This is a genomic window from Methylotenera sp. E1MeOHC1 (assembly GCF_058745595.1).
Window position 1 is genome coordinate 2,278,003 of sequence record NZ_CP196025.1, and the last position, 23,495, is coordinate 2,301,497.

Below are 23,495 nucleotides of genomic sequence, written 5' to 3' on the forward strand. Positions count from 1 at the left end.
GTGAAGTTACTTTTGCACTAATGCGATAGAAAAATAATGATGAAGTGGACATTGATTGTAAGGTTAACCCATTGGCTAGTGGCAGCAGGGGTGATTGTTAATTTCTTTAATGAATCTGGCTATGCGCACCGCTTGATAGGCTATGTCTGCGCTGGATTAGTGCTGTTACGTTTAGCCAATGGCTTTTGTTTTGCGCGTATAGAAGCCTCAAAGCTGCACTTGCCTGGGGTTAACGCGATTAAGTCACATGTGCAATCGCTCCTGAAACGTGAGAAACATGATTACGTTGGGCACAACCCGTTGGGGCAATATGCGGTTTACGTGATGTGGGCGTTGATTTTATTGCTAGCGCTTACAGGCTGGCTGAGCCGCACGGATGAGTTGTGGGGTGAAGATTGGCCTGTTGATTTGCACGAAGCTTTATCTTACTTATTACAGGGCATGGTTGTTCTGCATTTGCTGGCAGTAACGGCGTTATCCAAATGGCTAGGTAAAAACCTGATTAGTGCCATGATTCGTGGTAAATAATCACGGTGGTGCCGAGGTTGTCCTGAGGTTATCTTTGTCCAACTATTGGCAAGCTAGCTCTTAATGTAGCTTTGTAGCTGCTTAATCAGCTCTTGCTGGTATGCAATGGTTTCTTTAACTAAGTCACCTATCGAGAGTACGCCTACCACTTTCTCGTCTACCACTACAGGTAAATGCCGGATGCGGTGCTCTGTCATCAGTGACAAAGCATGCTCTACAGAGTCACTGGGGCTGGCACTTAACACCTTGCTGGTCATCACTTCGTTGATACAGGTGGTTTTGGATGACCTGCCTTTAAGAATTACCTCGCGCGCGTAATCGCGTTCAGAAAAAATACCGACTAAGTTTTGCCCATCCAGCACAATTAAAGCACCAATTTTGTATTCAGCCAAGATGACTAGCGCATCAAATACAGGGCGGTGCGGTGCGATTGAAATGACTTCTTTATACTTTTTACCATCGAGTAATTGTTGTAGTGTTTTCATGCTGCTCTCCCTTGTGATGCGTAAAAATACGTCCAAAAAAGTGTTGTGCAAAAAATACTGTATAAAGAGTAAATATACACCAATAATTACTTTTACCAATGCTATTAGAGGCTAAAGTCGATTGGTACGTTCATCGGTAAATAATGAGTTTTATGATTGGTGTGTATTGGTTTAAATGTTTTAGTCTTTGGCTAATCCTTATGCTGCTTTAATTAGATATTTGCACTATCCACTAAGTTTGGGGTAGTGCATTTTTCCTGTGAGGCATTATGCAAGCAACTGCCAAGCCATGCCCAGTATGGCGCCCGCAGCAATCACCAAAATGACATTGGCTTTGTACTTGAAGATTGCAATAGTCGCCAAAGCGGTCAATGCAACTGAAAGCCAGTCAATCTGACCTGTAAGCCCTTGCGGCGAAAATACATGGTACGCAAAGAACAGCGCTAAATTAACGATAACGCCGACCACTGCTGCGGTAATCGCGCTTAACGGTGCGGTGAATTTAAGGTTGCCGTGCGTAGTTTCGATGAATGGACCACCCAACAAAATAAACACAAAGCTTGGCAAAAACGTGAAAAAGGTGACAACGGTTGCTGCGATAAATGCTGAAGCAAATAAGGCGTCAGCGCCAAATGTCTGCGTCACCCAGCCGCCAACAAACCCTACAAATGTCACCACCATAATCAGTGGGCCGGGCGTAGTTTCACCAAGTGCCAGTGCATCTATCATTTGTGTCGGGGTAAGCCAGTGGTAATGTTCAACAGCCCCTTGGTACACATAAGGTAATACTGCATAAGCGCCACCAAAGGTCAGCAAAGCCGCTTTGGTAAAAAACCAGCCCATCTGCGTAAATGCACCTTGCCAGCCATAATTGGCGATTAATACTGCCATTGCAATTAGCCATAGCGCTAGACCGCTGATGGCCACTTGCCATAGCCTATGCCAGCTAAAGAGTGCATGTGATGGGGTTAGTGTGTCGTCGTCAATGATAGCTGCACCATAGCTTTTCTGTGCAGATCCGTGACCGCCACCCAATTTAAAATACTTGGGGTAATGATTGCCACCGATATAGCCTATTAATCCAGCCGTTAGCACAATGATCGGGAACGGTAATTTAAGGGCGAAAATTGCCAAGAAAGCTGCTGCGGCAATGCCCCACATAACGTTGTTTTTAAGCGTGCGCAAGCCGATTCTATAGGCGGCGAACATCACAATTGCAACTACTGCGGGCTTAATGCCATATAGCGCGCCGGCAACCGCCGGTACTGAGCCATAGGCCATGTAGATATAAGCTAGCCCCACCAAAATAAAGAACGAAGGCAGAAAAAATAAGGTGCCAGCAATGATGCCACCCCAAGTGCGGTGCATGAGCCAACCAATATAGGTAGCCAATTGTTGTGCTTCAGGGCCAGGCAGTAGCATGCAATAGTTCAATGCATGTAAAAAGCGCTTTTCTGAAATCCAGCGCTTATTTTCAACTAGATCATGATGCATGATGGCGATTTGCCCAGCCGGGCCGCCGAAACTGATAAAACCAAGCTTGAGCCAGTAGAAAACAGCTTCTACAAACGGTACCGGGTTGGGGGCTGAGTTTAGGTTTTTGTTGTTATGAGCGTCCATAGCTTCTCCTCTAAGGCATTATGCCATAAGATTTAGAGCAGGCCTTGGACGTGAATGTCTTGAAACGGGGAGGCTGCTAATTCCCCATGGTTTTGATGGTAATAGCTTTCTAGCGCAGTCGCAAGGTGATTAAGCTAACTGACAGCAAGCAGTGACTATGTAAATATTTGTTGCCATAGCCACTACCGACTGATTTCTCAATTTTCAATCAAGCTCGCGTTAAGCTTAATTTAGTTGCTGAATCCCTGCCAGTAACCATTTTTCTTGGCTATTGGTCGCGTCTTTTTGTATATGCCACACTTCATCTATGCTTTCCAGTGCGCCATTATTTTCACGCAACTGGCCAGTAAAGCGCACGCTGGCGATTGTGTAGGTATCTTCATTCGCCACTTCTAATAACTCTGCGTTAATAGCAACAATTTCAGTGGTCTGCACGTCATTGCCTCGCTCTTGCATTTGCATGGATATTTCTGCAAAGACTTCAGGGGTTGTATATTCGCGTACATCGTTAATGTCTTTTCTATCGTTGGCTGCCTGTAAGCGGATAAAAGACCCTTTAGCGCTTCTCAAAAAGCTATCTACTGGAAAGTCATGCGGAATTTGATTGCTGCTTCTGGTTTGGCTGCCACTGCTTAATACGGGCTCAGTGTTTAGGCTTGGTGCTTGGTATGCGCCACCGGTGCCTGCGTATTGCATGTTCGGTTGCTGTGACTTTTTAAATCTAGAGATTAAAAACATGGCTGCAACTGCAATTGCTAGCACCATTAATATAGAGCCCATTGCATCGCCGATACCTGATCCTGCAAACATGCTGGCGAGTGCGGCACCAACGGCTAAACCTGCTAATGGCCCCAACCACTTGCTGGCCCCTGACTGTGCAGGTTTAGGTGTAGATTCTGGCGCTCTTTGTGATTGTTTTGTCGGTGCTGGTCTGCTCTTGCCAAAACTGCTGCCACCGCCAAAACGTTTAGCTTCTGCCAATGAAGACATAAAGCTGACACAAGTAATTGCAACCATTAATAACATCAAAAAGCGTTTCATTATGTTCCTTATTTAAACCGGTAAAATAGAAAAACCATTTCTAAAAACTAAACTTACTCGCATTACATATTGCAGGGTAATTCGTAAGATTTTATTTCGATAGTTTAAATGAAAAACTTATTTATCAATGTAATTGTCTGTAACTAATTCATAAGCACTGGGTTTGCGTGAGTTTGTCGATGCTTGTATTTGCGAGCTTCTGCGTGAGTTTAGGTCTGTGATTTTACAAATGGCACCGTGTTTTTCTTGGGTATCTAGTGCTTGATTTTGGTCTGCTACAAATTTATATCAGCCTAATCTGTAAATGATATCTTGACATAGTTAGCCAGCTAACTATAATGAGCCTAATTATGCTAGAGCTAAAAGACTTACCTACCACTGGGGTGCTCCATAAATTTGCTGAACGATATCCTGATGCGGATATCACGGCAATATCGAGCTTTTTACATTTGCTGCGGGTTGCAACTGATTTATCCATCGCGTTGGATACTTGCTTGAGTAAGCATGGTTTGTTGCAAGGGCGCTGGTGGGTACTTATTTTGCTGATGCGTGAGGAGTCTTACTCTTCAACGCCCTCGGTGTTAGCAGATAAAGCTGGTGTTACACGTGCAACCATGACTGGCTTGATTGATGGCTTGGAGCAAGGCGGTTTAGTGGAGCGTGTATACACCAAAAGTGATAGGCGCAGTGTGTTGATACACCTTACCGATGCGGGGCAGGCAAAGCTGGATGTAGTCATGCCCGATTACTACCAAAGATTGAGGCAGTGTATGAAAGCGCTGGATGAAGTGCAGCGTGCACAGTTGCACCAGATGTTGGAGTTAATCAACTTAGGCATTCCAGAGTTAACCAAGTAGAAGTAAATAATTTTCAAGAGATGAGGAGATCACATGAGCAGTATTCAAGAACAAATTAGCGCAATCAACCAAAGTTTCGACCATGCCTTCAACACTAAAAATTCTGCCGCGATTGGCGCGCTTTACGCTGACAATGCCGTGGTGATGCCTGCACCAGCAGGTGAGCCTGTGGTAGGTGCTGCCGCGATTCAAACGTTTTTTGCTGGCTTGATTGATGCAGGTGTCATTGAGCACCAACTCACTTTAGTGGATGCGGTGGAAGATGGTAATCTGGCTTTTCAGCGTGGTAACTGGGCGGGTGCGATGTTAAATGCACAAGGTGAAAAACAGACTTTTGGCGGTAATGTACATTTGGTATACCGCAAACAAGCGGATGGCAATTGGAAAGCAGTCACGCATATTTGGAACTAAGCAGTTTGCGCAAGCAAATGATTAAGGCATAGAAAACAGATGGAAAATAGTACAAAAAAAACCATTAGCGCATTTGCTGCGCTGATCGTACTCACCATTATTTGGGGCTACAACTGGGTGGTGATGAAGAGCGCGCTGCAATATGCAGGCCCGTTTCAGTTTGCAGCCTTGCGTGTGTTCTTTGGTGCGGTTGTGCTATTTGTCGTTATTTATGCCACCAAACGGCCTTTGGGTCTTAAAGAGTTCCCTACCATGCTGGTATTGGGCTTGTTGCAAACGGTAGGTTTTACCGGCTTATTAATTTGGGCCTTGGTTGAAGGTGGCGCAGGTAAAACAGCTGTACTCACCTATACCATGCCATTCTGGGTAATGCTGCTTGCTTGGCCGATGCTAGGTGAAAAAGTGCAGGGCTGGCAGTGGTTGGCCGTGATCTCTGCTGTGTTCGGTATGCTGCTGATATTTGACCCGTTACATATCAAAGCCGATGGCTTTAGCATGTTTTTAGCCATTATCTCAGGCGTATCTTGGGCGCTTTCAGCCATTATTTCTAAAAAACTACATCGACGTAGCCCGCATCTAGATTTATTAAACCTAACGGCGTGGCCGATGATGTTAGGCTCTGTGCCTATGCTGGCAATTGCGTTTATTGTACCGGCACCGTCGATACAATGGACTGGTTACTTTATTGGCTCTGTATTGTTTAATGTGTTTTTAAGCGGTGCGCTGGCTTGGCTGTTATGGCTATATGCCTTGCAGATTTTGCCGGCGGGCGTAGCTAGTATGGCTTCTATGCTAGCACCAGTGATTGGTGTGTTGGCGGCGTGGATACAGTTAAATGAAGTGCCTAATCGTGTGGAATTGATAGGCATGGTACTAATTGCATTATCGTTAGTGATTATCTCTTTCGTTAGCATTAAAAAGCACGCCCCTGTTGACCCTGCCATTGGGCAAGAGTAAACATGATTGAATCGCTTATAGGCATTTAGTGCTTATAAGCGATTAACCTCAAGCCCCCTCATTTAAAACCCTGTAATTTGGGTAAACGCATGTGATAAAATCTGCCTTATTTAGTTGGAAATTAGGATCTAAACATGGCAGGTCACAGTAAGTGGGCAAATATTCAACACCGCAAAGGTCGCCAAGACGCAAAACGCGGTAAGATTTTTACTAAAATCATCAAAGAAATCACAGTGTCAGCTCGTCTCGGTGGCGGTGATGCTAATATGAACCCACGTTTACGTGCGGCTGTTGCTTTGGCAAAAGAAGAAAATATGCCATCAGATAACATTACACGTGCCATTAAAAAAGGGACGGGTGAGTTAGAAGGTGTTAGCTACGAAGAAATCCGTTACGAAGGCTACGGCATCAATGGTGCCGCCATCATTATTGATTGCTTAACTGATAATAAACAACGCGCGGTGATGGATGTGCGTCATGCCTTGAGTAAACACGGCGGTAATTTAGGTACCGATGGCTCCGTTGCTTTTATGTTTAAGCACTGCGGTAGCTTGGTGTATGAGCCAGGTACCTCAGAGGATAAAGTGATGGAAGTTGCACTTGAAGCAGGCGCTGAAGATGTGGTGACTAATGATGATGGCAGTATTGAAGTGATTACACCACCAGCTGACTTTGTGGCGGTTAAAGAAGCTATGGAAGCCGCGGGTTTGAAAGCGGTGATGGGCGAAGTCACCATGAAACCTGACGCTGAAGTTATCTTCACTGGTGATGATGCGGTAAAAATGCAAAAAATTCTAGATGCGCTGGAAGACTTGGATGACGTGCAAGATGTTTATACATCTGCAGTGATTGAAGAATAAACCTGCATGATTAAACCCACTAAGGGCATGCTGTGAGTGTTACAAGAATTCTCGGAATAGACCCGGGTCTGCGGTTAACAGGCTTTGGCGTGATTGAAAAAGTAGGTGAGAAAATCACCTATATCGCCAGCGGTACCATCAAAACCGCTAGTGGCAAAAAAAGTAAGGTGGAGGGCGACCCAGAGCGTGAAGAGTTGCCCGCTCGCCTCAAAATCATTCTAGATGGATTGTTTGAAGTAATCGATACTTATCAGCCCAATCAGGTGGCGATTGAGAAAGTATTCGTCAACGTTAACCCACAATCGACTTTGTTGCTTGGGCAGGCGCGTGGCGCTGCAATCAGTGCTGCCGTTATCCGCAATTTAAGCGTTGCTGAATATACCGCGCTGCAGGTAAAGCAGGCGGTTGTCGGTAATGGGCATGCGCAAAAAGAGCAGGTGCAAGAGATGGTGAAGCGTCTGCTTAAATTACCTGCTGCACCAAAGCCAGACTCTGCTGATGCACTTGCTTGTGCAATTTGCCATGCGCATGGCGGTCAGGGCTTGGGTTTAATGGCGACTGCCGGTTTCCGTGTGCGTGGCGGTCGCCTAGTTGGCTGATTATTTGGTTGGGTAATCATTTGTTGAGGTTGTTGCTTTCTTGCCTACCTAATTCGTTTGTTTCGTTCTATTTCTCCCTGTTTTGCCCTGTGTTGTCAGTAGATGCTAGCTATATGCGTGCTTGGTTTTAAGATGCGGTATCGCATGCTTAAATCTACACTTGCTGTGATGCGCAGCCATGCGTTATTGTTCGTTATTATTTTGTAATGGAATGCCCGATGATTGGTCGATTAAGCGGTACCTTATTAGAAAAAACACCCCCATTGGTGTTAATTGATTGTAATGGGGTGGGTTACGAGTGTGAAGTGCCAATGAGCACGTTTTATAACCTGCCTGCTATCGGTGATAAAGTCGTTATGCTCACGCACTTTGTGGTGCGGGAGGATGCGCAGCTGCTATATGGATTTGGCACTAGTCAAGAGCGTGCCACATTTCGGCAACTACTAAAAGTGAACGGCATTGGCGCTAAATCAGCGTTATCTATTTTAAGCGGCCTATCCATTGATGATTTGGTGCAAGCGGTCGCGCTGCAAGAGGCAAGCATGCTGACACGCGTGCCAGGGGTTGGTAAAAAAACAGCAGAACGTTTGCTGTTGGAGTTAAAAGACAAATTCACGATTGATGGTGTAGCTGCCATGAACGAGCACCAGCCTAAGTCAGCCACCAGCGATGTGCTTAATGCCTTGCTGGCGTTGGGCTATAACGAACGCGAGGCGGTGGCCGCTGTTAAGTTGCTAGATAAAGAAATCAGTGTGACAGACGGCATTAAGCAAGCATTAAAATTACTTTCAAAGTAGGATGCAGTATGATGTAAGGGCACGTGGCTGCAATAGATAGGTAGCCGATAATTTGAGGGCTCCGCATGATTAACACCAACCAAATCGCCCGTATCACCACGATATCGCTACTGATAGTGGGCTGTGTTTTTGTGTTGTATCCATTTATGGCGGCAATGCTATTTGCTGCCATCATTTGTGTGTTTACTTGGCCGCTATACCAGCGCATATGGGAGCTGCTCGGTAAGCGCGATATGCTCGCCGCTGCCACCATGACGCTGCTCTTACTATTTGCGATGATTTTGCCCATGGCCTATTTGGCAATGAATCTTGCAGATTCTGCTACGTTATTGTTAGATGAAGCACAGGCTGTGCTGCAAAGCATGCAGCCTGTTGCACCATCATGGCTAAAAAACCTACCGATTGTTGGTACCCCCTTGGCTGAATCTTGGCAGCGTGTCGTTGTGAGCCATGAGGAATTAATGCATCTGCTTAACCAGTATGCAGATCCGATTCGTGAGTTTTTATTGAAGGTCGTGCAGGTGGTCATGGGTGGCTTTGTACAGTTAGTGCTCGTGGTATTCGTTGCATTTTTCTTTTATCGGGATGGTACAAAGCTGGCAGCCGCGATAACGGCCATCGTGCAGCGCTTGGGTGGTGAACTGGGGCAGGAGATGCTAGTGTTGTCATGTAATACGGTGAAAGGCGTGATGCTGGGCGTGTTCGGTACCGCGCTTGCGCAAGCTAGTGTCGGACTGTTTGGTTTTTGGCTGGCGGGTGCACCTGCGCCGTTATTATTAGCACTGGCTACATTTTTCTTATCGGTGATTCCAGTCGGCCCGCCATTGGTATGGGGCGGAGCCTCATTGTGGCTGTTTAATCATGGCGACCAAGGCTGGGCAATCTTTCTGCTGGTTTATGGGTTGTTAGTGATTAGCATGGTAGATAATGTTGTTAAACCCATTTTGATTAGTCACTCATCACATTTGCCCTTGTTGCTAGTTGTGTTGGGCGTGTTAGGTGGCATTCTGATGTTTGGCTTTATCGGTATTTTTTTAGGACCAACGCTGTTAGCGGTTGGTTTAACACTCGTTTCACATTGGGTAATTTTGCAAAATAAGAGAGCAGATGAAGTTGTATGATAGAAACTGACCGTTTAATCGCCCCGGATGTCGTGAGCCCGCAGGAGGATGCGCTAGAGCGTGCACTCCGGCCCAAAGTGTTGGATGAGTATATCGGTCAGGAAAAAGCGCGTGCGCAGCTGGAGATATTTATCAATGCTGCCCGTGGCCGCAGTGAGGCGTTAGATCATGTTCTGCTGTTTGGCCCGCCTGGCTTGGGCAAAACTACCTTGGCGCATATTATCGCTAAGGAAATGGGCGTCAATATGCGCCAAACCTCAGGGCCAGTACTTGAGCGTGCGGGTGATTTGGCAGCGCTGCTGACGAATTTAGAGCCAAATGATGTACTGTTTATTGATGAAATACACAGGCTGTCGCCGGTGGTGGAAGAGATTCTATACCCAGCGATGGAAGATTACCGTCTGGATATTATGATTGGTGAAGGGCCGGCTGCGCGTAGTGTGCGCCTGGATTTGCCGCCATTTACCTTGGTGGGCGCCACCACCCGTGCCGGCATGCTGACTAATCCATTACGCGATCGTTTTGGCATCGTGTCCCGATTAGAGTTTTATACCTCTGAAGAGTTGGGTCGTATCGTACAGCGCTCTGCCGGTTTGCTGGACGTGGAAATGGTGGACACCGGCGCACTGGAGATTGCAAAGCGCTCCCGCGGCACTCCGCGTATTGCTAACCGCTTATTACGCCGTGTGCGTGACTACGCCCAAGTCAAAGCAGATGGCAAAGTAAGCGCCAGCATTGCCGATGCCGCACTGAGAATGCTCGATGTGGATAAGCTCGGCTTTGATGTAATGGATAGAAAGCTGCTGCTCGCGGTACTGGAGAAATTCGGTGGCGGGCCGGTAGGCTTGGATAACTTGGCTGCCGCGATTGGCGAAGAGCGCGACACGATTGAAGATGTGCTGGAGCCGTATTTGATTCAGCAAGGCTTCTTGATGCGCACACCGCGCGGCAGGGTGGCCACCAGTCAGTCCTATCAACATTTCGGTTTGGCTGTACCTAGCCATTTGAACTCTGGCGAGCAGTTTGTAAGTGAGTAGCGGTGTGTAGCGCACTTTTTCTCTTAATCCATTGGTTCTCTTAATCCATTGGTTCTCTTAATCCATTGGTGCTGCCATCAGTTTGGGTGTGTGATTTAATTCAGCGCTTAATTTAAGGATGTATTGATATGGTTTGGTTCTTAAGGTGGGTTGTTAGTGGTTTTGCCATTGGCATTGGCTTTATTGTTGCGATGTTTACCATGGGCTATGCCGCTCAATATTACTATTCCCATTACGAGACTAAACATCCATTAGCCTTCATGAGTAATGAGGCGTTAAAAGCGCCTTTAAAAAATGACGATCAGCGTGAAGCGGTTTCTGAGTCGTATGACAATGAAAAGTTAGACCAAATTTATGCAAAAGCAGAAAAGTATCGTTGGGGTGTTGGTGTAAACAAAAGTAATGAAGAGGCGGCAAAATATTATTTACTAGCTGCTGAACATAATCATATTAAAAGCCAAATGGCTTTAGCGCGCCTTTTTATTGATGGATATGGTGTTAATCAAAACTATGGTGAGGCGATTAAATGGTATAAAGCCGCATCTAACCTGGGTTCGGCTGAGGCAACTGGTGGTATCGGATGGATGTATTTAAATGGTTATGGTGTAAGTAAAGATTACAAATTAGCCTTTGATAATTTAATGTTGGCAGCCAATGATGGACATGGTTTTGCAATGGGTAATATTGGGTATATGTACGAGCTAGGTTTGTTTGTTGATAGAAACGACGGTTTAGCGCGACAATGGTACGAAAATGGTAAGTTGGCTGGGGATGATTACTCATACCGAAAAATTCGAGATGGATGGCAATAGATTAAAGCCGAAGAATTTTTCTGCTGTGTTAAAATTTTCCCATGAGTATGCAGAAAAACTTTAGTTGGCCAGTGCGCGTTTATTATGAGGACACTGATGCTGGCGGTGTCGTTTATCATTCCAATTACTTGAACTTTATGGAGCGTGCCCGAACCGAGTGGCTACGAGCATTAGGGTTTGAGCAAACTGAATTAAAGGACAGTCAAGGTATCATAATCGTGGTGCATAGCCTGTCTATTACCTTTAAGAAGCCAGCCTATTTTAATGACATGCTTGAAATTCATTGCGATATCGTTAAAATCGGCCACGGTAGTATCGAGTTAGCACAAACCATTACGCGTAATGGTGAGTTACTGATTAACGCGCATGTGAAAGCGGCTTTTGTGAATGCCGCAACCTTTAAGCCTGTAGGGATTCCAGCACAAATTAAACAAGCAACGCTTGAGTAACATAGCCGCGTGCAGTTTGGTGTGGTTGATACATTAAATCATGGCCGATGCGGCTCAGTCGCGCGTTTACAAACACACGGCTTAACAAGGTATTAGATCAAAAGAGCGGTAGATAAAAAGTGGAGAAGTTATGAGCGCTAGTAGTGATATGTCTTTTTTCAGCCTGGTAGCAGGCGCAAGTTTACCGGTGCAACTGGTGATGCTTATTTTGATCATCACGTCTTTATTTTCTTGGTGGTATATTTTCATTAAAGTAGCCACCGTTAAGCGTGCAGAGCGTGACGCAGAAGATTTTGAAGATACGTTCTGGAGCGGAGGCGACCTCAATAAGCTGTATGACAGCATTACTAGTCATCGTCGTAAACCACAAGGCATGGCAAGTATTTTTGAAGCGGGTTTCAAAGAGTACGCACGCCATAAGCAACAGACACGTATGGATGTATCTGATGTGATGGAAGGTGCACGCCGTGCCATGCGCGCTGCTTACAACCGTGAGATGGATGAGCTTGATGCACACCTGCCTTTCCTTGCATCAGTAGGTTCTGTTAGTCCGTATATCGGTTTGTTTGGCACGGTGTGGGGCATTATGAATGCGTTTAGAGGCTTATCCAGCGTTGGGCAAGCAACCCTCGCCCAAGTAGCGCCCGGCATTGCGGAGGCATTGGTAGCAACAGCAATTGGCCTATTTGCGGCGATTCCAGCGGTGATTGCCTATAACCGATTTGCCAGTTCTGTGGATAGGCTCTCTGTACGCTACGAAAGCTTTATGGAAGAATTTACTAATATTTTGCAGCGCAAATCTTAAATGGCGGTGTGCTTGATGTTTACTTTTAAATTGATTTCAACAGGAGTTGCGTGATGAGCAGAACACGTAAACGCCGCATGATGAATCAAATCAACGTCGTGCCGTATATCGACGTGACCTTGGTTCTGTTGGTTATTTTTATGGTGACCGCACCTATGACTAACCCTGGCATCGTTGAGTTGCCAGGTGCTGGGCAAGCGCTGAATCAACCTAAATTGCCGCCTGTAGTGGTGACGGTGAAGAAAAATGGCAGCATAGAGCTAGATAGCAAAGCCATGCAGCGTGATGAGTTGTTGGTGGCGGTACAGGCTACGCTCACAAAATCTCCGGAGCGCTCTGTGGTTATTGCCGCGGATAAAAACGTTAAATACGAAGATGTGATTGGCATTATGGATCTGCTCAAGACCAATCGTGTCGATAAAGTTGGTCTGCTGCTAAAACCAGTTTAAGGTGCAGTTTATTTCTAATTACATCATGTTACGTCAGCGCGAAAATCCAGACTCATTCAAAGCCGGTGTGCTTTCTATCACTGTGCACGCCATACTGTTGGGTGCCTTGTTGATTTCATTTAACTGGAAAACGACGCACCCTGTCAGTATTGCCGAGGTTGAGTTGTGGGATAGCCTGCCTGCCGCTAGCGTAGCTAAGCCGCCTGAGCCTGTCATTGAGCCGCCAGTGCCTGTGGTAAAAGAAGTCCCTAAGCCTGAGCCAAAACCTGAGCCAGTAATCGAACCAAAGCCTGAACCTAAGCCCACGCCTGAGATTGTGATTAAACATGAGGCGCCTAAAAAGCCGGTGAAGAAAGAGCCAATTAAAGAGCCACCAAAAGAGCAAGTTAAGCCGGTCAAGAAAGTTGATCAGCTAGCTGAGTTGCAGAAACAGCTATTGCAAGAGCCGGCAGAAAAGCCTAAAAAGCTGCCGGTCAACGATGCGCTGAAAAAGCTGCAGCAAGAAAGTCTAAGCGATTCCGGCACATCGGCCGAGCCTAAAGTCAGCGCGGCTAAGGCTGGCGTGGTAGATGAGTTTAAAGCTAAGATACAGGCGAAAATTCGCAATAATGTGAATAAGTCCCTATGCGGCGATGGCAACCCTGAATTGAAGTTTGAAATCGCCTTGTTACCTACTGGCGAAATAAGTGCATCACCAAAACTGATAAAGTCTAGCGGTAACGCCAGTTGCGATGATGCGGTTGAGCGTGCGATTCGTGCCTCTGAACCCTTGCCGTTACCTGAAGATAAAACTTTATTCTCACAGTTCAGGACATTAAAGCTGACTTTCCACCCCAGTAAAGACTAAATACGGGGTAGGTGAAATGTAAGCAAGTGTAAATGCGCTGGCATCTATTGCAGATTGCAGTAAAATTTCATGAACTTTTTAACACCTTACTGACCATACGCTATATGAAAAAAATGCCTAGTTTATTTCAGAGAGTGCTGCTTGTTTGCACAATCGCCGTATCTGCAATGATGACTTCAGTAAGCCATGCCGCCTTGGAAATTGAAATTAGCGGCGGTAATGCGCAGCAATTGCCTATCGCCATTGTGCCTTTTAACCAAGATGCAGTTAAAAACCAAGAAAATATCGCCAATATCATCAGTGCCGACTTGCGCCGTAGCGGCATGTTTCGCGTGCTGGAGACGGCTGGCGTGGCGAGTAAGCCTAGCGCTATATCGCAAGTAAAATACAGTGATTGGGCTAACCTGCAAGCACAAGCTATAGCCGTAGGTAAAATTGAAGTGTTGCCTGGTAATCGCCTTAAAGTAAGTTTCCAGCTGGGTGATGTGCTTAAGCAAACCCAGTTGGCAGATATGGACTACAACATCACGCCTAGTCAATTGCGCATGACTGCGCATAAGATTGCAGACGTGATTTACCAAAAGCTAACCGGTGAGTCAGCGATATTTGCTAGCCGCATTGCCTACATTAATAAATCTAAAGGGCGTTATGCATTGCAAGTGGCGGATGCGGACGGCGTTAACCCGCAAACGGTGGTGTCATCTAATGAGCCGATTATTTCTCCGGCATGGTCACCAGATGGCACTAAAATCGCTTACGTTTCATTTGAGAAGAAAAAGCCTATTATCTTTGTGCAGTCATTGATGACAGGGCAACGCATTACCTTAGCTAGCTTTAAAGGCAATAATAGTGCACCTGCATGGTCGCCAGATGGTAGTAAACTTGCTATCGTATTAACGCATGCAGCAAACTCACAGCTTTATTTAATTAATGCTGATGGCAGTGGCTTAAGGCAGCTGACCAAAAGCAATGCCATTGATACAGAGCCAGTTTGGTCGCCGGATGCTAAGTGGGTTTATTTTAGTTCTGACCGAGGCGGTAGTCCGCAAATTTACAAAGTGTCATCTATCGGCGGTGACGCACAGCGCGTTACGTTTGATGGCCCTTACAATTTAAGCCCGCGTTTTTCACCGGATGGTAAGTCGTTGGCGATGATTCGCAATGACGGTGGAAGGTATCGCGTCGCATTACAAAATTTAGCAACTGGGCAAGTGCAGATTCTAAGCGAAGGTAATCAGGATGAGTCACCTAGCTTTGCGCCTAATGGCCGTGTGGTGCTTTATGCGACCAGAACAGCGGGTCGTGGTGCGCTTGCTGCCGTGTCTGCAGATGGTCGCGTCAAGCAGCGTCTGAGCGAATCTGGCGGAGATATACGTGAGCCAGCTTGGGGCCCGTTACTGAATTAGTAGTATGTAATAGATAGATTTGTTTTTACTAAAGGAGAGTGTAATGAATAAGGGAATGTTTAATAAAAAAGTATTGGGTGCATTAGTGTTAGCAGCATTATTGTCAGCTTGTAAAAGCACACCAATGACAGACAAACCAGCTGGCGTGCAAGATAAAAGCCCAGCAGGTGCATCAACACAATCATCTGCAAATGGTTCAGCAGACACTTCAGGCGTTAAAGAAGTAGTGATTGATAGCAACGCTAACAATGGCAACAACCCATTGAAAGATCCAAACAATATCTTGTCAAAAAGAAACATCTACTTTGACTTTGATAGCGACGCAGTAAAAGCTGAGTTCCGTCCACTAGTGGAAGCGCACGCTAAATACTTGCTAGCTAACAGCAACGCTAAAGTAGTATTGCAAGGTAATACGGATGAGCGCGGTACACGTGAGTACAACGTTTCATTGGGTCAACGCCGTGCAGTAGCAGTTAAAAAATCATTGAACTTGTTAGGCGTGCAAGATAAACAAATCGAAACAGTTAGCTTGGGTGAAGAAAAAGCAACAGCAAATTGTGCAGATGAAGCTTGCAACCAACAAAACCGTCGCGTAGATGTAGTTTACGAAAACGATTAATTTTTTAGGTATTACGTTTAAAAAATGATGAAGAACCTGATTCTGTCTAGCGTGTTTTTAGCAACGCAATTATTTTCTATTAGCGGTCACTCGGCATTGTTCGATGACGATGAGGCACGAAAGAAAATACTGGAAGTTGAGAAGAGCTTGCAAACTCAGAATCAGGCTACGCAATCTGCGATTCGTGATTTAAAGCAATCAAATGAGCAGCGAGATGCTGTCACAAGAAATGGTTTGGCTGATATGCAATCGCAGCTAGATGCATTGAAGCAAGAGAATGCAAGATTGAAAGGCGAGCTGGAAGTCGCTAATCATAAAGTTGAAACCGCACTTCAACGCCAAAAAGATTTATATACAGATATCGATGAGCGCTTGCGTAAGTTGGAGTCTGCACCAGTTGCTGAAACTGCGGCACCTGTGCCAGCGGTGGCTGAGAAAAATACACAAGAATACCAGCTGTTGGAGTTAGCCAACGGCCTGTCAAAAGAGTCTAAACATAAAGAAGCTTTCAAAGAGTACGACAAGTTTTTAAAAGACTACCCAAATAGTGCGCAGGCACATGAGGCGATGTACGGCTTAGGTTACTCGCAATTTGCGTTAAAGAACTATAAGTCGTCGATTGCTACGCAGCAAAAACTGATTGATACCTATGCGGATAGCCCTAAGGTTCCAGATGCGATGTTTAATATGGCCAATAGCCAGATTCAGCTAGGTTTAGTGCCAGGCGCTAAAAAAACATTGCGTGATTTAATCGCCAAGTTTCCAAACAGTGAGTTGACGCCAGCTGCACAGAAGCGCCTAAAAGCACTAGAGGCGATTAGATAAGTATTTAAAATAGGTAAGTAACCTAAAAGTTGTTTATTTGCCTATATTTAGGCAAATAAAGCTTTTAAGTTAAAATAGCGCCCATTACTTATTGGCGCTATTTTTTTGCGTTATTCATTGTTGGTGTGCAAAGTATTTAGATGAAACTTAAAATCCATGAAATTTTTTATTCGCTACAAGGCGAGTCATCACGTGTAGGGCTGCCTACAGTATTTGTGCGCCTGACTGGCTGCCCAATGCGCTGCGTATATTGCGATACAGCCTATGCTTTTAGCGGTGGCAGTAATATGGAGGTTGATGACATCCTCACTAAAGTGGCTGAGTTCGGTACACCGTACGTCACTGTGACTGGCGGCGAGCCGCTTGCGCAAAAGGATTGCCATGTTTTGCTCAAAGCTTTGTGTGATCAGGGTTATAGCGTTTCGTTGGAGACTGGTGGCGCTATTGACATTAGCCCAGTGGATACACGCGTATCGGTCATTTTAGATATCAAAACACCAGACTCTGGTGAACTAAAGAACAATCTATGGGGTAACTTAGCCCATCTTAAAAAATCAGATGAAATAAAGTTTGTACTATGTAGCCGCGCAGATTATGAGTGGGCAAAGGAGCTTTTGGTAAAAGAGCAACTCACAGCCAAGTGCTCAGTGCTATTCTCACCGGTTTATAGTCAGTTGGCGCCAGCTGATTTGGCGGATTGGGTGTTGGCGGATAAGTTGCCTGTACGCATGCAATTGCAATTGCATAAGATTTTATGGGGCGAGGTGCCTGGGAAATGACAAAAAAAGCGGTTGTATTACTCTCTGGCGGCCTAGATTCTGCAACTGTGCTTGCCTATGCGCGCAATCAAGGTTTTGAGTGTTATTGTCTGAGCTTGGATTATCATCAGCGCCATATTGCAGAGTTGCATGCAGCTAAGAACGTGGCAAAAGTCATGGGTGCGGCTGCGCATAAAACTGCACAGCTGGATTTGTCCCTGTTTGGCGGCTCTGCACTGACCGATGATGCCATCGCTGTGCCAGAAAGCGCAACAGAAGGTATCCCTATCACCTATGTACCTGCCCGTAATACGATTATGTTATCGCTAGCGCTGGCTTGGGCGGAGGTGTTGCAAGCACAAGATATATTTATTGGTGTCAATGCCTTGGATTATTCTGGCTATCCAGATTGCCGAGGCGAGTATGTGAAAGCCTTTCAGGATATGGCCAACCTAGCCACTAAAAGTGCAGTGGAAGGAAAAACCATTACGATTCACGCGCCATTGATCGATATGACCAAGGCGCAAATCGTAACGTTAGGCACCGAGTTAGGTGTAGATTATGCCATGACGGTTTCATGCTATCAGGCTGATAGTGAAGGTGAAGCGTGTGGTCTGTGTGACTCGTGCCGCTTGCGGCGCGATGGCTTCTTAGCCGCAGGGTTAGCGGACCCTACCCGTTATAAATTGCATTTATAAACCTAGCTGGTAAGCGATTTTTATATAAATCTTTATATAAAACATTAGCCGATAAGAAATATCGATAAATAGCTTGCCAAGTGGTGCATAAATAACGTAAAATCCGCGCCTTTCTGCTTTAAATTTTTCAAAAGAGAACAAAGATTATGGTTATTATTCGTTTAGCTCGTGGTGGCGCGAAAAAAACTCCTTTCTACAACGTGGTTGTAGCTGATTCACGCAATCGTCGTGATGGTCGCTTTATTGAGCGTGTTGGTTTTTACAACCCATCAGCTAGCGCAAATGCTGAAGGTTTACGTATTGATTTAGCTCGTGTGACTCACTGGCAAAATAACGGCGCGCAATTGTCAGAGACAGTTGCACGTTTGGTTAAATTCCATGCAAAAGGTCCAGAAGCTGCTATCGCTGCTAAAGCAAAAGATGCTGCTAAAGTTGAAGCTGCTAAAGCTAAAGCTGCTGCTGAAGAAGCTGCAAAATTAAAAGCAGCCGCTGACGCTGCTAAAGCAGAAGCTGATGCTCAAGCTGCAGAGGCTGCTGCCGCAGCTAAAGCTGCTGAGGCTGCCGCTGCTGAAACACCAGCTGCTGACGCTTAATTTAAAAGGCTTAGGTGTTATGCCTAAGCCATTAAAATGGCTGTGAATAACATGGTGGTAATGGGGCGCATTGTTGCGCCCTACGGCGTTTATGGTTGGCTCAAAGTGGTGCCGGATACAGAAGCTATCGACGGTCTGTTTGATTATGACACGTGGTGGCTAGGCAAAGGTGATGACTGGCGCGAAATGGTCGTAGAAACCGCTAAAATTCATAACGATGTGATTGTTGTGAAGTTAGAGGGTATTGATGACCGTGATGCTGCATTCGCTTGCAAAGGCAAGCAGATTGCTGTGCCTAGAGCAGAGTTGCCTGAGCCTGACGAGAATGAGTATTACTGGTCAGACTTAGTCGGTTTGCGTGTTACCAATAGTCAATGTGTTGATTTTGGCTTAATTACTGAAGTGTTTGAAACAGGTGCAAATGATGTGCTTGTGGTTAAACCGGATGTGGTTTCTGCAGACGCTGGTAAAGACAAACCGCAAGAGCGCCTGATACCGTTTATTACAGACGTTGTATTGGCAGTTGATTTAGAAGCTAAAACAATGTTGGTTGATTGGGACGAAGACTTTTAGTTTTGGTTGAAATCAAACCATTTAAATTGAATCATGGCGTTTAAATTTGACATTGTGACCCTGTTTCCTGAGATGTTTGATGCTATCACTAAGCATGGCATTACAAGCAGGGCGATGCAGCAGGGTATTTATGAGGTTGGCTTCTGGAATCCGCGTGATTTCACCAGCGATAATCATAAAACCGTAGATGATAGGCCGTATGGTGGTGGTCCTGGCATGGTAATGCTAGTACAGCCGTTAGAGCAGGCGATTGGCGCAGCAAAAGCGGCGCAATCTACTGAACAAGCTGATAGCTGGGTAGTGCATTTATCTCCAGCAGGTAAGCCGTTGACCCATCAGAAAGTGATGGAGTTAAGTAAAAAGCAAGGTTTGGTATTGCTTGCCAGTCGATATGAAGGTGTCGATCAGCGTTTAATTGATGCTGAGGTGGATGAAGAAATATCAATTGGTGATTATGTGTTAAGTGGTGGCGAGTTGCCTGCAATGGCGCTGATGGATGCGATTATCCGCCAGTTACCGGGTGCGTTGGGCGATAGTGACTCTGCGATTGAAGACTCATTCGTAGATGGCCTGTTAGATTGCCCGCACTACACAAGACCAGAAGAATATAACGGTAGACGAGTACCAGCGGTGTTAATGTCTGGTAATCATGCCAAGATTAAGCAGTGGCGTTTGAAAATGTCATTGCACAGAACTCGGGATCAACGTCCCGATTTATTGGCCGCAAGGCCGTTGACGAAAGAGGAAACACGGCTGCTACAAGAAGATTAGTAGCAGGAACAAGTTTCTTCACAATTAAAAGGAACTCCGACGGGCAACCGGAAGAGATAAAGAAGATGGCAGATATTATTAAAATGTTAGAGCAGGAAGAAATTGCCCGCCTAAACAAAACAATCCCTGACTTTGCACCAGGTGACACAGTAGTAGTGGGCGTAAACGTAGTTGAAGGTACACGTAAACGTGTGCAGTCATACGAAGGCGTTGTTATCGCTAAACGTAACCGTGGTTTGAACTCATCATTCATCGTGCGTAAAATCTCTTCAGGTGAAGGCGTTGAGCGTACATTCCAAACTTACTCACCATTAATCGCTTCAATCGAATTGAAACGCCGCGGTGATGTACGTCGTGCGAAACTGTACTACCTACGTGAGCGTTCAGGTAAATCTGCACGTATTAAAGAGAAATTAGTAGCACGTGACAGAGAAGTTTTAGCGCCAGTAGAAAAAGCGTAAGACTCAGTCTTAGTGTTGTAAAACACAGCAAAACCCCAATAGATGAAAATCATTGGGGTTTTTTGTTATGTACATTAGTCAGCTAGCAATCATCGTTAGCTAAGGGGCGCTATCAATGCAAGAGTTTTGCGGTGGACTGACTTTTGTTTTTCTTGCTTAGCTGTAAGTCAGCTTTGGTTTGGCTTGCTCTGAGTTAGCTGGCTTTAGTTTAGCCTTGCTTTGGTTTACTATGGCAAGATGAATATTAACCTCCAAACCGCAGGTAATGATGCCTTAATTAGGGCGCCTTTTGGTCGCGTGCGTATTGCTATTCAGGATAGTCAGCTGCTGATTGAGCTGTTGGCACTGCCAGTAGTTGTGCAAGTGTTACCGCCACATGGAGAGGTAACACTAGAAACCCCATCCACCCATTCATTAGTCAGCCTTGCCTCTGAACAGGTATTGCAATATTTACAACAAGCCAGTTCGGCGTTCGACTTACCCGTAGAGCAAAATGGCACCGCTTTTCAGCAGAAGGTGTGGCAGGCAATCGCTACTATTCCACGTGGGCAAACTCGTACCTATAGTGAGCTAGCGCAGCAAATTGGCTCAGGGCCGCGCGCGGTTGCCAATGCCTGCGGAGCTAATCGCTTACCATTGTTGATCCCGTGTCATCGCGTGGTGGCTAAAAATGGCTTAGGCGGCTTTATGCAAGGCACCCACAATGGATTGCTCATTAAGCAATGGTTGTTGCAGCATGAGCTAACTGATCCAGAAGGGCGCTTGCATGAGTGAGCGTACACTTGCGCCTGAAGATGCGGCAGGTATAGATGCATTCATCGATGCCATATGGCTGGAGGATGGCTTATCTAAAAATACATTAGATAGTTACCGGTTGGATTTAACCGCCTTTGCTATTTGGGCGCTGTCACAAAGTAAGCAGTTGCTCACCATTGATAAAGCCGATGTTCAGCAATACTTGGCGGTTAAGTTCCCCCTCAGCAAGCCGCGTAGCATCGGTCGTCTAATCGCTACCCTTAGGCGATTTTATCGCTATAGTTTACGTGAGAACCAAATCGCGATAGATCCTACTTTGCAGATCGAGTCACCCAAGCTGCCGCGTAGTTTGCCTAAGAGCTTGAATGAGGAAGAGGTGGAAGCGCTGCTTAATGCACCAGATGTGAATGATGCATTGGGCTTGCGTGATAAAGCGATGCTTGAGTTGCTATATGCCAGTGGGCTACGTGTTTCAGAGTTGGTGACCATTAAAATAAGCGAAATTAGTATGAGTGATAGCGTGGTACGTGTCACTGGTAAGGGTAGTAAAACGCGTTTAGTGCCGATAGGTGAAAATGCGGTAGAGTGGATTTCGCGCTATTTAAAGGAGGCGCGGCCACAGATCTTACAAAACCGTCTGTCTGATGCCGTATTTGTAACAAACCGTGGCGATGCCATGACACGCCAGACGTTTTGGTACATGATTAAGCGTTATGCCTTGCTGGCTGGCATCACCAAGCATATGTCACCACACGTGTTACGTCATGCCTTTGCTACGCATTTGCTCAACCATGGTGCTGATTTAAGGGTGGTGCAGATGCTGCTGGGGCATTCAGATATTTCAACTACGCAAATCTATACCTATGTGGCTAGGGAGCGGTTGAAGCGTTTGCATAGTGTGCATCATCCGAGAGGTTAGTGTAACTTCGTGCTGGACAAGGAGTCTAGTGGTTTTCATGCACAGCTCTGCGGGGACAACCCTTGCGGTTTTGGTAATAGGTCGGGGGTAGCCCGACAGCTAGTTACTTTCTTTTAACTGCCTGAAAAGCACCAGTAATTGGTATGTCCGCCAAGTTCCCGCTGTTACACAGCGACCTTGGCGCCAAAAGTAACCAAAGAAAACGGCACCCCACACCACGGGCTGCGCCTTCTCTGCGCTACTCGACAAAAAGGGCAGCAATCGGAAACTCGCCTAACGGCTCAAACAGCCGATTGCTGAAAACTCCCTTTATGTCTGCGTTGCTCGGCGTGGTGTAAGGGGGAGTGGGGGGATTTCAAATACTATTGGCATGTGGTCACTTATTTCTAACCACTCTTTGTGATCGCCTATAAATATTGATGCGCCCGCTAACAATGGCTCTGGCAAGAACGCATAATCAATGTGGTAAGCTTTGGACAGATTGCGATAAAGATAAAAGGTAGGTTGTTGTTCTTCACCTTGATTTTCTTTCAGTAACTCGTGATAAAGGCTAACAATACCTTTATTTTTTAGAAAGTTAACGCATGATGAATGGTCGCCTTCTGAGCGCTTGTAATCCCAGATTTTATTGCTGTTGAAATCCCCAATCAAAATTTGATTAGAGATTCTATCTAGGTTGTTCATGATGAACTTGTAGAATTGACCAATATATCTGAAGTAACCACTATCGCTTTTTTGGGTCCAAACTGCTACAAACTCTAAATTGTCGTTGTAGCGAAAAGGAATAAACCATTTCAGTTGAGTCTCTTCGAATGGTTGATCGAACTTTAGGTGTTCAAGGATTGCGCCATCTTTAGCAAACACACCAAGCCCTCTGTTTTTGGTGTTCCCTAGCCAAATGTAATTTATAGCCCAATCCTTATAATTTACATCTTTTGACTGAGATGGGTCTTCACATTCTTGAATGATTAGCACATCTGCTTCAAATTGAGCAAGGTACGCGAATTTCCTTCTAAACGCACCATTGCAATTCCATGAAACTATTTTCACTATTTGCTACGTTCCACAATCACCCCCAGCGCCTTCAACCCCGGTAATATCGTCGGTTTAGCCACTTTAATCTTCACGCTTAACGCGTTAAATTCTTTCAATATCAATTGGCATAGGTGTTCGGCAAGCTTTTCTACGAGCTGAAAGCTGTTTTCCTGTAGCGTGTCACGTACACGGCTAACCACTGCGCCGTAGTCGATGGTGTCGTTTACATCGTCGCTTTGACATGCTTTGCTGAGGTCATAGCCGATTTCTATATCTAGAATAATCGTCTGCGGCGTCATGCGCTCCCATTCGGGTACGCCGAGTTTGGTTTGTACTTTAACTTCACTTAAAAAAATGGTGTCCATAATGCCTTATTTGTATGTCGTCGTTCCCGCCAAGGCGGTAA

At 45.7% G+C, this 23,495-nt stretch carries 30 protein-coding genes; 25 read left to right on the top strand and 5 right to left on the bottom strand.

From position 1 onward, the window contains the following. Positions 1 to 36 precede the first annotated feature (36 nt). Complete coding sequence (locus ACSSU7_RS10700) at positions 37 to 528, top strand: cytochrome b/b6 domain-containing protein (RefSeq protein ID WP_492516465.1); 492 nt, start codon at positions 37 to 39, stop codon at positions 526 to 528. Between the two features lie 53 nt (positions 529 to 581). Here the strand turns inward: ACSSU7_RS10700 and ACSSU7_RS10705 are convergent, their stop codons facing one another. From ACSSU7_RS10705 to ACSSU7_RS10715, 3 genes are all read right to left on the bottom strand, one after another. Continuing rightward, entirely contained in the window at positions 582 to 1,013 is a 432-nt protein-coding gene (locus tag ACSSU7_RS10705) for a CBS domain-containing protein (protein WP_492516466.1), read from the bottom strand. A 267-nt stretch (positions 1,014 to 1,280) separates the two neighbouring features. After that, positions 1,281 to 2,633 carry a chromate efflux transporter gene (gene chrA / locus ACSSU7_RS10710; RefSeq protein ID WP_492516467.1) on the bottom strand — a complete coding sequence of 451 codons (1,353 nt, stop codon included), beginning with the start codon at positions 2,631 to 2,633 and terminating at the stop codon, positions 1,281 to 1,283. A 225-nt stretch (positions 2,634 to 2,858) separates the two neighbouring features. Further along, complete coding sequence (locus ACSSU7_RS10715) at positions 2,859 to 3,674, bottom strand: Tim44 domain-containing protein (RefSeq protein WP_492516468.1); 816 nt, start codon at positions 3,672 to 3,674, stop codon at positions 2,859 to 2,861. 350 nt (positions 3,675 to 4,024) lie between these two features. On the opposite strand from ACSSU7_RS10715, the gene ACSSU7_RS10720 reads away from it, so the two are divergent. From ACSSU7_RS10720 to xerD, 24 genes are all read left to right on the top strand, one after another. Continuing rightward, the gene (locus ACSSU7_RS10720; RefSeq protein WP_492516469.1) at positions 4,025 to 4,531 is read left to right on the top strand and encodes a MarR family winged helix-turn-helix transcriptional regulator; all 507 of its coding nucleotides are present in this window, start codon (positions 4,025 to 4,027) and stop codon (positions 4,529 to 4,531) included. 33 nt (positions 4,532 to 4,564) lie between these two features. Continuing rightward, the gene (locus tag ACSSU7_RS10725) at positions 4,565 to 4,942 is read left to right on the top strand and encodes a YybH family protein (protein WP_492516470.1); all 378 of its coding nucleotides are present in this window, start codon (positions 4,565 to 4,567) and stop codon (positions 4,940 to 4,942) included. Between the two features lie 39 nt (positions 4,943 to 4,981). Further along, the gene (locus ACSSU7_RS10730) at positions 4,982 to 5,899 is read left to right on the top strand and encodes a DMT family transporter (protein WP_492516471.1); all 918 of its coding nucleotides are present in this window, start codon (positions 4,982 to 4,984) and stop codon (positions 5,897 to 5,899) included. Between the two features lie 134 nt (positions 5,900 to 6,033). Beyond that, the gene (locus tag ACSSU7_RS10735) at positions 6,034 to 6,759 is read left to right on the top strand and encodes a YebC/PmpR family DNA-binding transcriptional regulator (protein ID WP_492516472.1); all 726 of its coding nucleotides are present in this window, start codon (positions 6,034 to 6,036) and stop codon (positions 6,757 to 6,759) included. Between the two features lie 32 nt (positions 6,760 to 6,791). Then, positions 6,792 to 7,358: a crossover junction endodeoxyribonuclease RuvC gene (gene ruvC, locus ACSSU7_RS10740; RefSeq protein ID WP_029143950.1), complete on the top strand. Its 567-nt coding sequence runs from the start codon at positions 6,792 to 6,794 to the stop codon at positions 7,356 to 7,358. Positions 7,359 to 7,576: 218 nt separating this feature from the next. Then, complete coding sequence (gene ruvA / locus ACSSU7_RS10745; protein ID WP_492516473.1) at positions 7,577 to 8,155, top strand: Holliday junction branch migration protein RuvA; 579 nt, start codon at positions 7,577 to 7,579, stop codon at positions 8,153 to 8,155. A gap of 65 nt (positions 8,156 to 8,220) precedes the next feature. After that, positions 8,221 to 9,276: an AI-2E family transporter gene (locus ACSSU7_RS10750; RefSeq protein WP_492516474.1), complete on the top strand. Its 1,056-nt coding sequence runs from the start codon at positions 8,221 to 8,223 to the stop codon at positions 9,274 to 9,276. Further along, entirely contained in the window at positions 9,273 to 10,313 is a 1,041-nt protein-coding gene (gene ruvB, locus ACSSU7_RS10755; protein WP_492516475.1) for a Holliday junction branch migration DNA helicase RuvB, read from the top strand. Before ACSSU7_RS10750 ends, ruvB begins: the two co-directional genes overlap by 4 nt. Positions 10,314 to 10,441: 128 nt before the next feature. Beyond that, positions 10,442 to 11,125 (top strand): tetratricopeptide repeat protein, encoded by a 684-nt coding sequence (locus ACSSU7_RS10760; protein WP_492516476.1) that lies wholly within the window; start codon positions 10,442 to 10,444, stop codon positions 11,123 to 11,125. A 41-nt stretch (positions 11,126 to 11,166) separates the two neighbouring features. After that, positions 11,167 to 11,574, top strand: coding sequence for a tol-pal system-associated acyl-CoA thioesterase (ybgC, locus tag ACSSU7_RS10765; RefSeq protein ID WP_492516477.1), 408 nt, complete (start codon positions 11,167 to 11,169; stop codon positions 11,572 to 11,574). Positions 11,575 to 11,704: 130 nt separating this feature from the next. After that, a complete protein-coding gene (tolQ, locus tag ACSSU7_RS10770; RefSeq protein ID WP_492516478.1) occupies positions 11,705 to 12,379 on the top strand; it encodes a protein TolQ in 675 nt (224 codons plus the stop codon). Between the two features lie 53 nt (positions 12,380 to 12,432). Further along, positions 12,433 to 12,828: an ExbD/TolR family protein gene (locus ACSSU7_RS10775; RefSeq protein WP_492516479.1), complete on the top strand. Its 396-nt coding sequence runs from the start codon at positions 12,433 to 12,435 to the stop codon at positions 12,826 to 12,828. 25 nt (positions 12,829 to 12,853) lie between these two features. Next, positions 12,854 to 13,675 carry an energy transducer TonB gene (locus ACSSU7_RS10780; protein ID WP_492516480.1) on the top strand — a complete coding sequence of 274 codons (822 nt, stop codon included), beginning with the start codon at positions 12,854 to 12,856 and terminating at the stop codon, positions 13,673 to 13,675. A 104-nt stretch (positions 13,676 to 13,779) separates the two neighbouring features. Continuing rightward, positions 13,780 to 15,081: a Tol-Pal system beta propeller repeat protein TolB gene (tolB, locus tag ACSSU7_RS10785; protein WP_492517794.1), complete on the top strand. Its 1,302-nt coding sequence runs from the start codon at positions 13,780 to 13,782 to the stop codon at positions 15,079 to 15,081. 43 nt (positions 15,082 to 15,124) lie between these two features. Beyond that, entirely contained in the window at positions 15,125 to 15,700 is a 576-nt protein-coding gene (gene pal, locus ACSSU7_RS10790; protein ID WP_135278714.1) for a peptidoglycan-associated lipoprotein Pal, read from the top strand. A 24-nt stretch (positions 15,701 to 15,724) separates the two neighbouring features. Further along, positions 15,725 to 16,525: a YbgF trimerization domain-containing protein gene (locus ACSSU7_RS10795; RefSeq protein WP_492516481.1), complete on the top strand. Its 801-nt coding sequence runs from the start codon at positions 15,725 to 15,727 to the stop codon at positions 16,523 to 16,525. A gap of 140 nt (positions 16,526 to 16,665) precedes the next feature. Continuing rightward, positions 16,666 to 17,304 carry a 7-carboxy-7-deazaguanine synthase QueE gene (gene queE / locus ACSSU7_RS10800; protein WP_492516482.1) on the top strand — a complete coding sequence of 213 codons (639 nt, stop codon included), beginning with the start codon at positions 16,666 to 16,668 and terminating at the stop codon, positions 17,302 to 17,304. Continuing rightward, complete coding sequence (gene queC, locus ACSSU7_RS10805; protein ID WP_492516483.1) at positions 17,301 to 17,981, top strand: 7-cyano-7-deazaguanine synthase QueC; 681 nt, start codon at positions 17,301 to 17,303, stop codon at positions 17,979 to 17,981. The genes queE and queC overlap by 4 nt, the downstream gene beginning before the upstream one ends. A gap of 146 nt (positions 17,982 to 18,127) precedes the next feature. Beyond that, on the top strand, positions 18,128 to 18,574 hold the full coding sequence (rpsP, locus tag ACSSU7_RS10810) for a 30S ribosomal protein S16 (protein WP_135278710.1): 447 nt from the start codon (positions 18,128 to 18,130) through the stop codon (positions 18,572 to 18,574). Between the two features lie 36 nt (positions 18,575 to 18,610). Beyond that, positions 18,611 to 19,147, top strand: coding sequence for a ribosome maturation factor RimM (rimM, locus tag ACSSU7_RS10815; protein ID WP_492516484.1), 537 nt, complete (start codon positions 18,611 to 18,613; stop codon positions 19,145 to 19,147). 33 nt (positions 19,148 to 19,180) lie between these two features. Next, on the top strand, positions 19,181 to 19,918 hold the full coding sequence (trmD, locus tag ACSSU7_RS10820) for a tRNA (guanosine(37)-N1)-methyltransferase TrmD (protein WP_492516485.1): 738 nt from the start codon (positions 19,181 to 19,183) through the stop codon (positions 19,916 to 19,918). A gap of 65 nt (positions 19,919 to 19,983) precedes the next feature. Then, a complete protein-coding gene (gene rplS / locus ACSSU7_RS10825) occupies positions 19,984 to 20,379 on the top strand; it encodes a 50S ribosomal protein L19 (protein ID WP_492516486.1) in 396 nt (131 codons plus the stop codon). Positions 20,380 to 20,616: 237 nt separating this feature from the next. Next, on the top strand, positions 20,617 to 21,153 hold the full coding sequence (locus tag ACSSU7_RS10830; RefSeq protein WP_492516487.1) for a methylated-DNA--[protein]-cysteine S-methyltransferase: 537 nt from the start codon (positions 20,617 to 20,619) through the stop codon (positions 21,151 to 21,153). Next, positions 21,146 to 22,054, top strand: coding sequence for a site-specific tyrosine recombinase XerD (gene xerD, locus ACSSU7_RS10835; RefSeq protein ID WP_492516488.1), 909 nt, complete (start codon positions 21,146 to 21,148; stop codon positions 22,052 to 22,054). The genes ACSSU7_RS10830 and xerD overlap by 8 nt, the downstream gene beginning before the upstream one ends. A gap of 309 nt (positions 22,055 to 22,363) precedes the next feature. Here the strand turns inward: xerD and ACSSU7_RS10840 are convergent, their stop codons facing one another. Next, positions 22,364 to 23,104: an endonuclease/exonuclease/phosphatase family protein gene (locus ACSSU7_RS10840; RefSeq protein ID WP_492516489.1), complete on the bottom strand. Its 741-nt coding sequence runs from the start codon at positions 23,102 to 23,104 to the stop codon at positions 22,364 to 22,366. Next, positions 23,104 to 23,454, bottom strand: coding sequence for a dihydroneopterin aldolase (folB, locus tag ACSSU7_RS10845; RefSeq protein ID WP_492516490.1), 351 nt, complete (start codon positions 23,452 to 23,454; stop codon positions 23,104 to 23,106). Before folB ends, ACSSU7_RS10840 begins: the two co-directional genes overlap by 1 nt. Positions 23,455 to 23,495 lie beyond the last annotated feature (41 nt).

Coding starts and splice junctions, on each gene's coding strand:
- ruvA (WP_492516473.1), top strand. CDS start 7,577: ATGATTGGTCGATTAAGCGGTACCTTATTAGAAAAAACACCCCCATTG.
- ACSSU7_RS10760 (WP_492516476.1), top strand. CDS start 10,442: ATGGTTTGGTTCTTAAGGTGGGTTGTTAGTGGTTTTGCCATTGGCATT.
- ACSSU7_RS10715 (WP_492516468.1), bottom strand. CDS start 3,674: ATGAAACGCTTTTTGATGTTATTAATGGTTGCAATTACTTGTGTCAGC.
- xerD (WP_492516488.1), top strand. CDS start 21,146: ATGAGTGAGCGTACACTTGCGCCTGAAGATGCGGCAGGTATAGATGCA.
- ACSSU7_RS10700 (WP_492516465.1), top strand. CDS start 37: ATGATGAAGTGGACATTGATTGTAAGGTTAACCCATTGGCTAGTGGCA.
- queE (WP_492516482.1), top strand. CDS start 16,666: ATGAAACTTAAAATCCATGAAATTTTTTATTCGCTACAAGGCGAGTCA.
- tolB (WP_492517794.1), top strand. CDS start 13,780: ATGAAAAAAATGCCTAGTTTATTTCAGAGAGTGCTGCTTGTTTGCACA.
- ACSSU7_RS10780 (WP_492516480.1), top strand. CDS start 12,854: ATGTTACGTCAGCGCGAAAATCCAGACTCATTCAAAGCCGGTGTGCTT.
- ACSSU7_RS10735 (WP_492516472.1), top strand. CDS start 6,034: ATGGCAGGTCACAGTAAGTGGGCAAATATTCAACACCGCAAAGGTCGC.
- ruvB (WP_492516475.1), top strand. CDS start 9,273: ATGATAGAAACTGACCGTTTAATCGCCCCGGATGTCGTGAGCCCGCAG.
- ACSSU7_RS10730 (WP_492516471.1), top strand. CDS start 4,982: ATGGAAAATAGTACAAAAAAAACCATTAGCGCATTTGCTGCGCTGATC.
- ACSSU7_RS10830 (WP_492516487.1), top strand. CDS start 20,617: ATGAATATTAACCTCCAAACCGCAGGTAATGATGCCTTAATTAGGGCG.
- ACSSU7_RS10725 (WP_492516470.1), top strand. CDS start 4,565: ATGAGCAGTATTCAAGAACAAATTAGCGCAATCAACCAAAGTTTCGAC.
- chrA (WP_492516467.1), bottom strand. CDS start 2,633: ATGGACGCTCATAACAACAAAAACCTAAACTCAGCCCCCAACCCGGTA.
- rpsP (WP_135278710.1), top strand. CDS start 18,128: ATGGTTATTATTCGTTTAGCTCGTGGTGGCGCGAAAAAAACTCCTTTC.
- rimM (WP_492516484.1), top strand. CDS start 18,611: ATGGCTGTGAATAACATGGTGGTAATGGGGCGCATTGTTGCGCCCTAC.
- ACSSU7_RS10795 (WP_492516481.1), top strand. CDS start 15,725: ATGATGAAGAACCTGATTCTGTCTAGCGTGTTTTTAGCAACGCAATTA.
- rplS (WP_492516486.1), top strand. CDS start 19,984: ATGGCAGATATTATTAAAATGTTAGAGCAGGAAGAAATTGCCCGCCTA.
- tolQ (WP_492516478.1), top strand. CDS start 11,705: ATGAGCGCTAGTAGTGATATGTCTTTTTTCAGCCTGGTAGCAGGCGCA.
- pal (WP_135278714.1), top strand. CDS start 15,125: ATGAATAAGGGAATGTTTAATAAAAAAGTATTGGGTGCATTAGTGTTA.
- ybgC (WP_492516477.1), top strand. CDS start 11,167: ATGAGTATGCAGAAAAACTTTAGTTGGCCAGTGCGCGTTTATTATGAG.
- ACSSU7_RS10720 (WP_492516469.1), top strand. CDS start 4,025: ATGCTAGAGCTAAAAGACTTACCTACCACTGGGGTGCTCCATAAATTT.
- trmD (WP_492516485.1), top strand. CDS start 19,181: ATGGCGTTTAAATTTGACATTGTGACCCTGTTTCCTGAGATGTTTGAT.
- folB (WP_492516490.1), bottom strand. CDS start 23,454: ATGGACACCATTTTTTTAAGTGAAGTTAAAGTACAAACCAAACTCGGC.
- ACSSU7_RS10705 (WP_492516466.1), bottom strand. CDS start 1,013: ATGAAAACACTACAACAATTACTCGATGGTAAAAAGTATAAAGAAGTC.
- ACSSU7_RS10750 (WP_492516474.1), top strand. CDS start 8,221: ATGATTAACACCAACCAAATCGCCCGTATCACCACGATATCGCTACTG.
- queC (WP_492516483.1), top strand. CDS start 17,301: ATGACAAAAAAAGCGGTTGTATTACTCTCTGGCGGCCTAGATTCTGCA.
- ACSSU7_RS10775 (WP_492516479.1), top strand. CDS start 12,433: ATGAGCAGAACACGTAAACGCCGCATGATGAATCAAATCAACGTCGTG.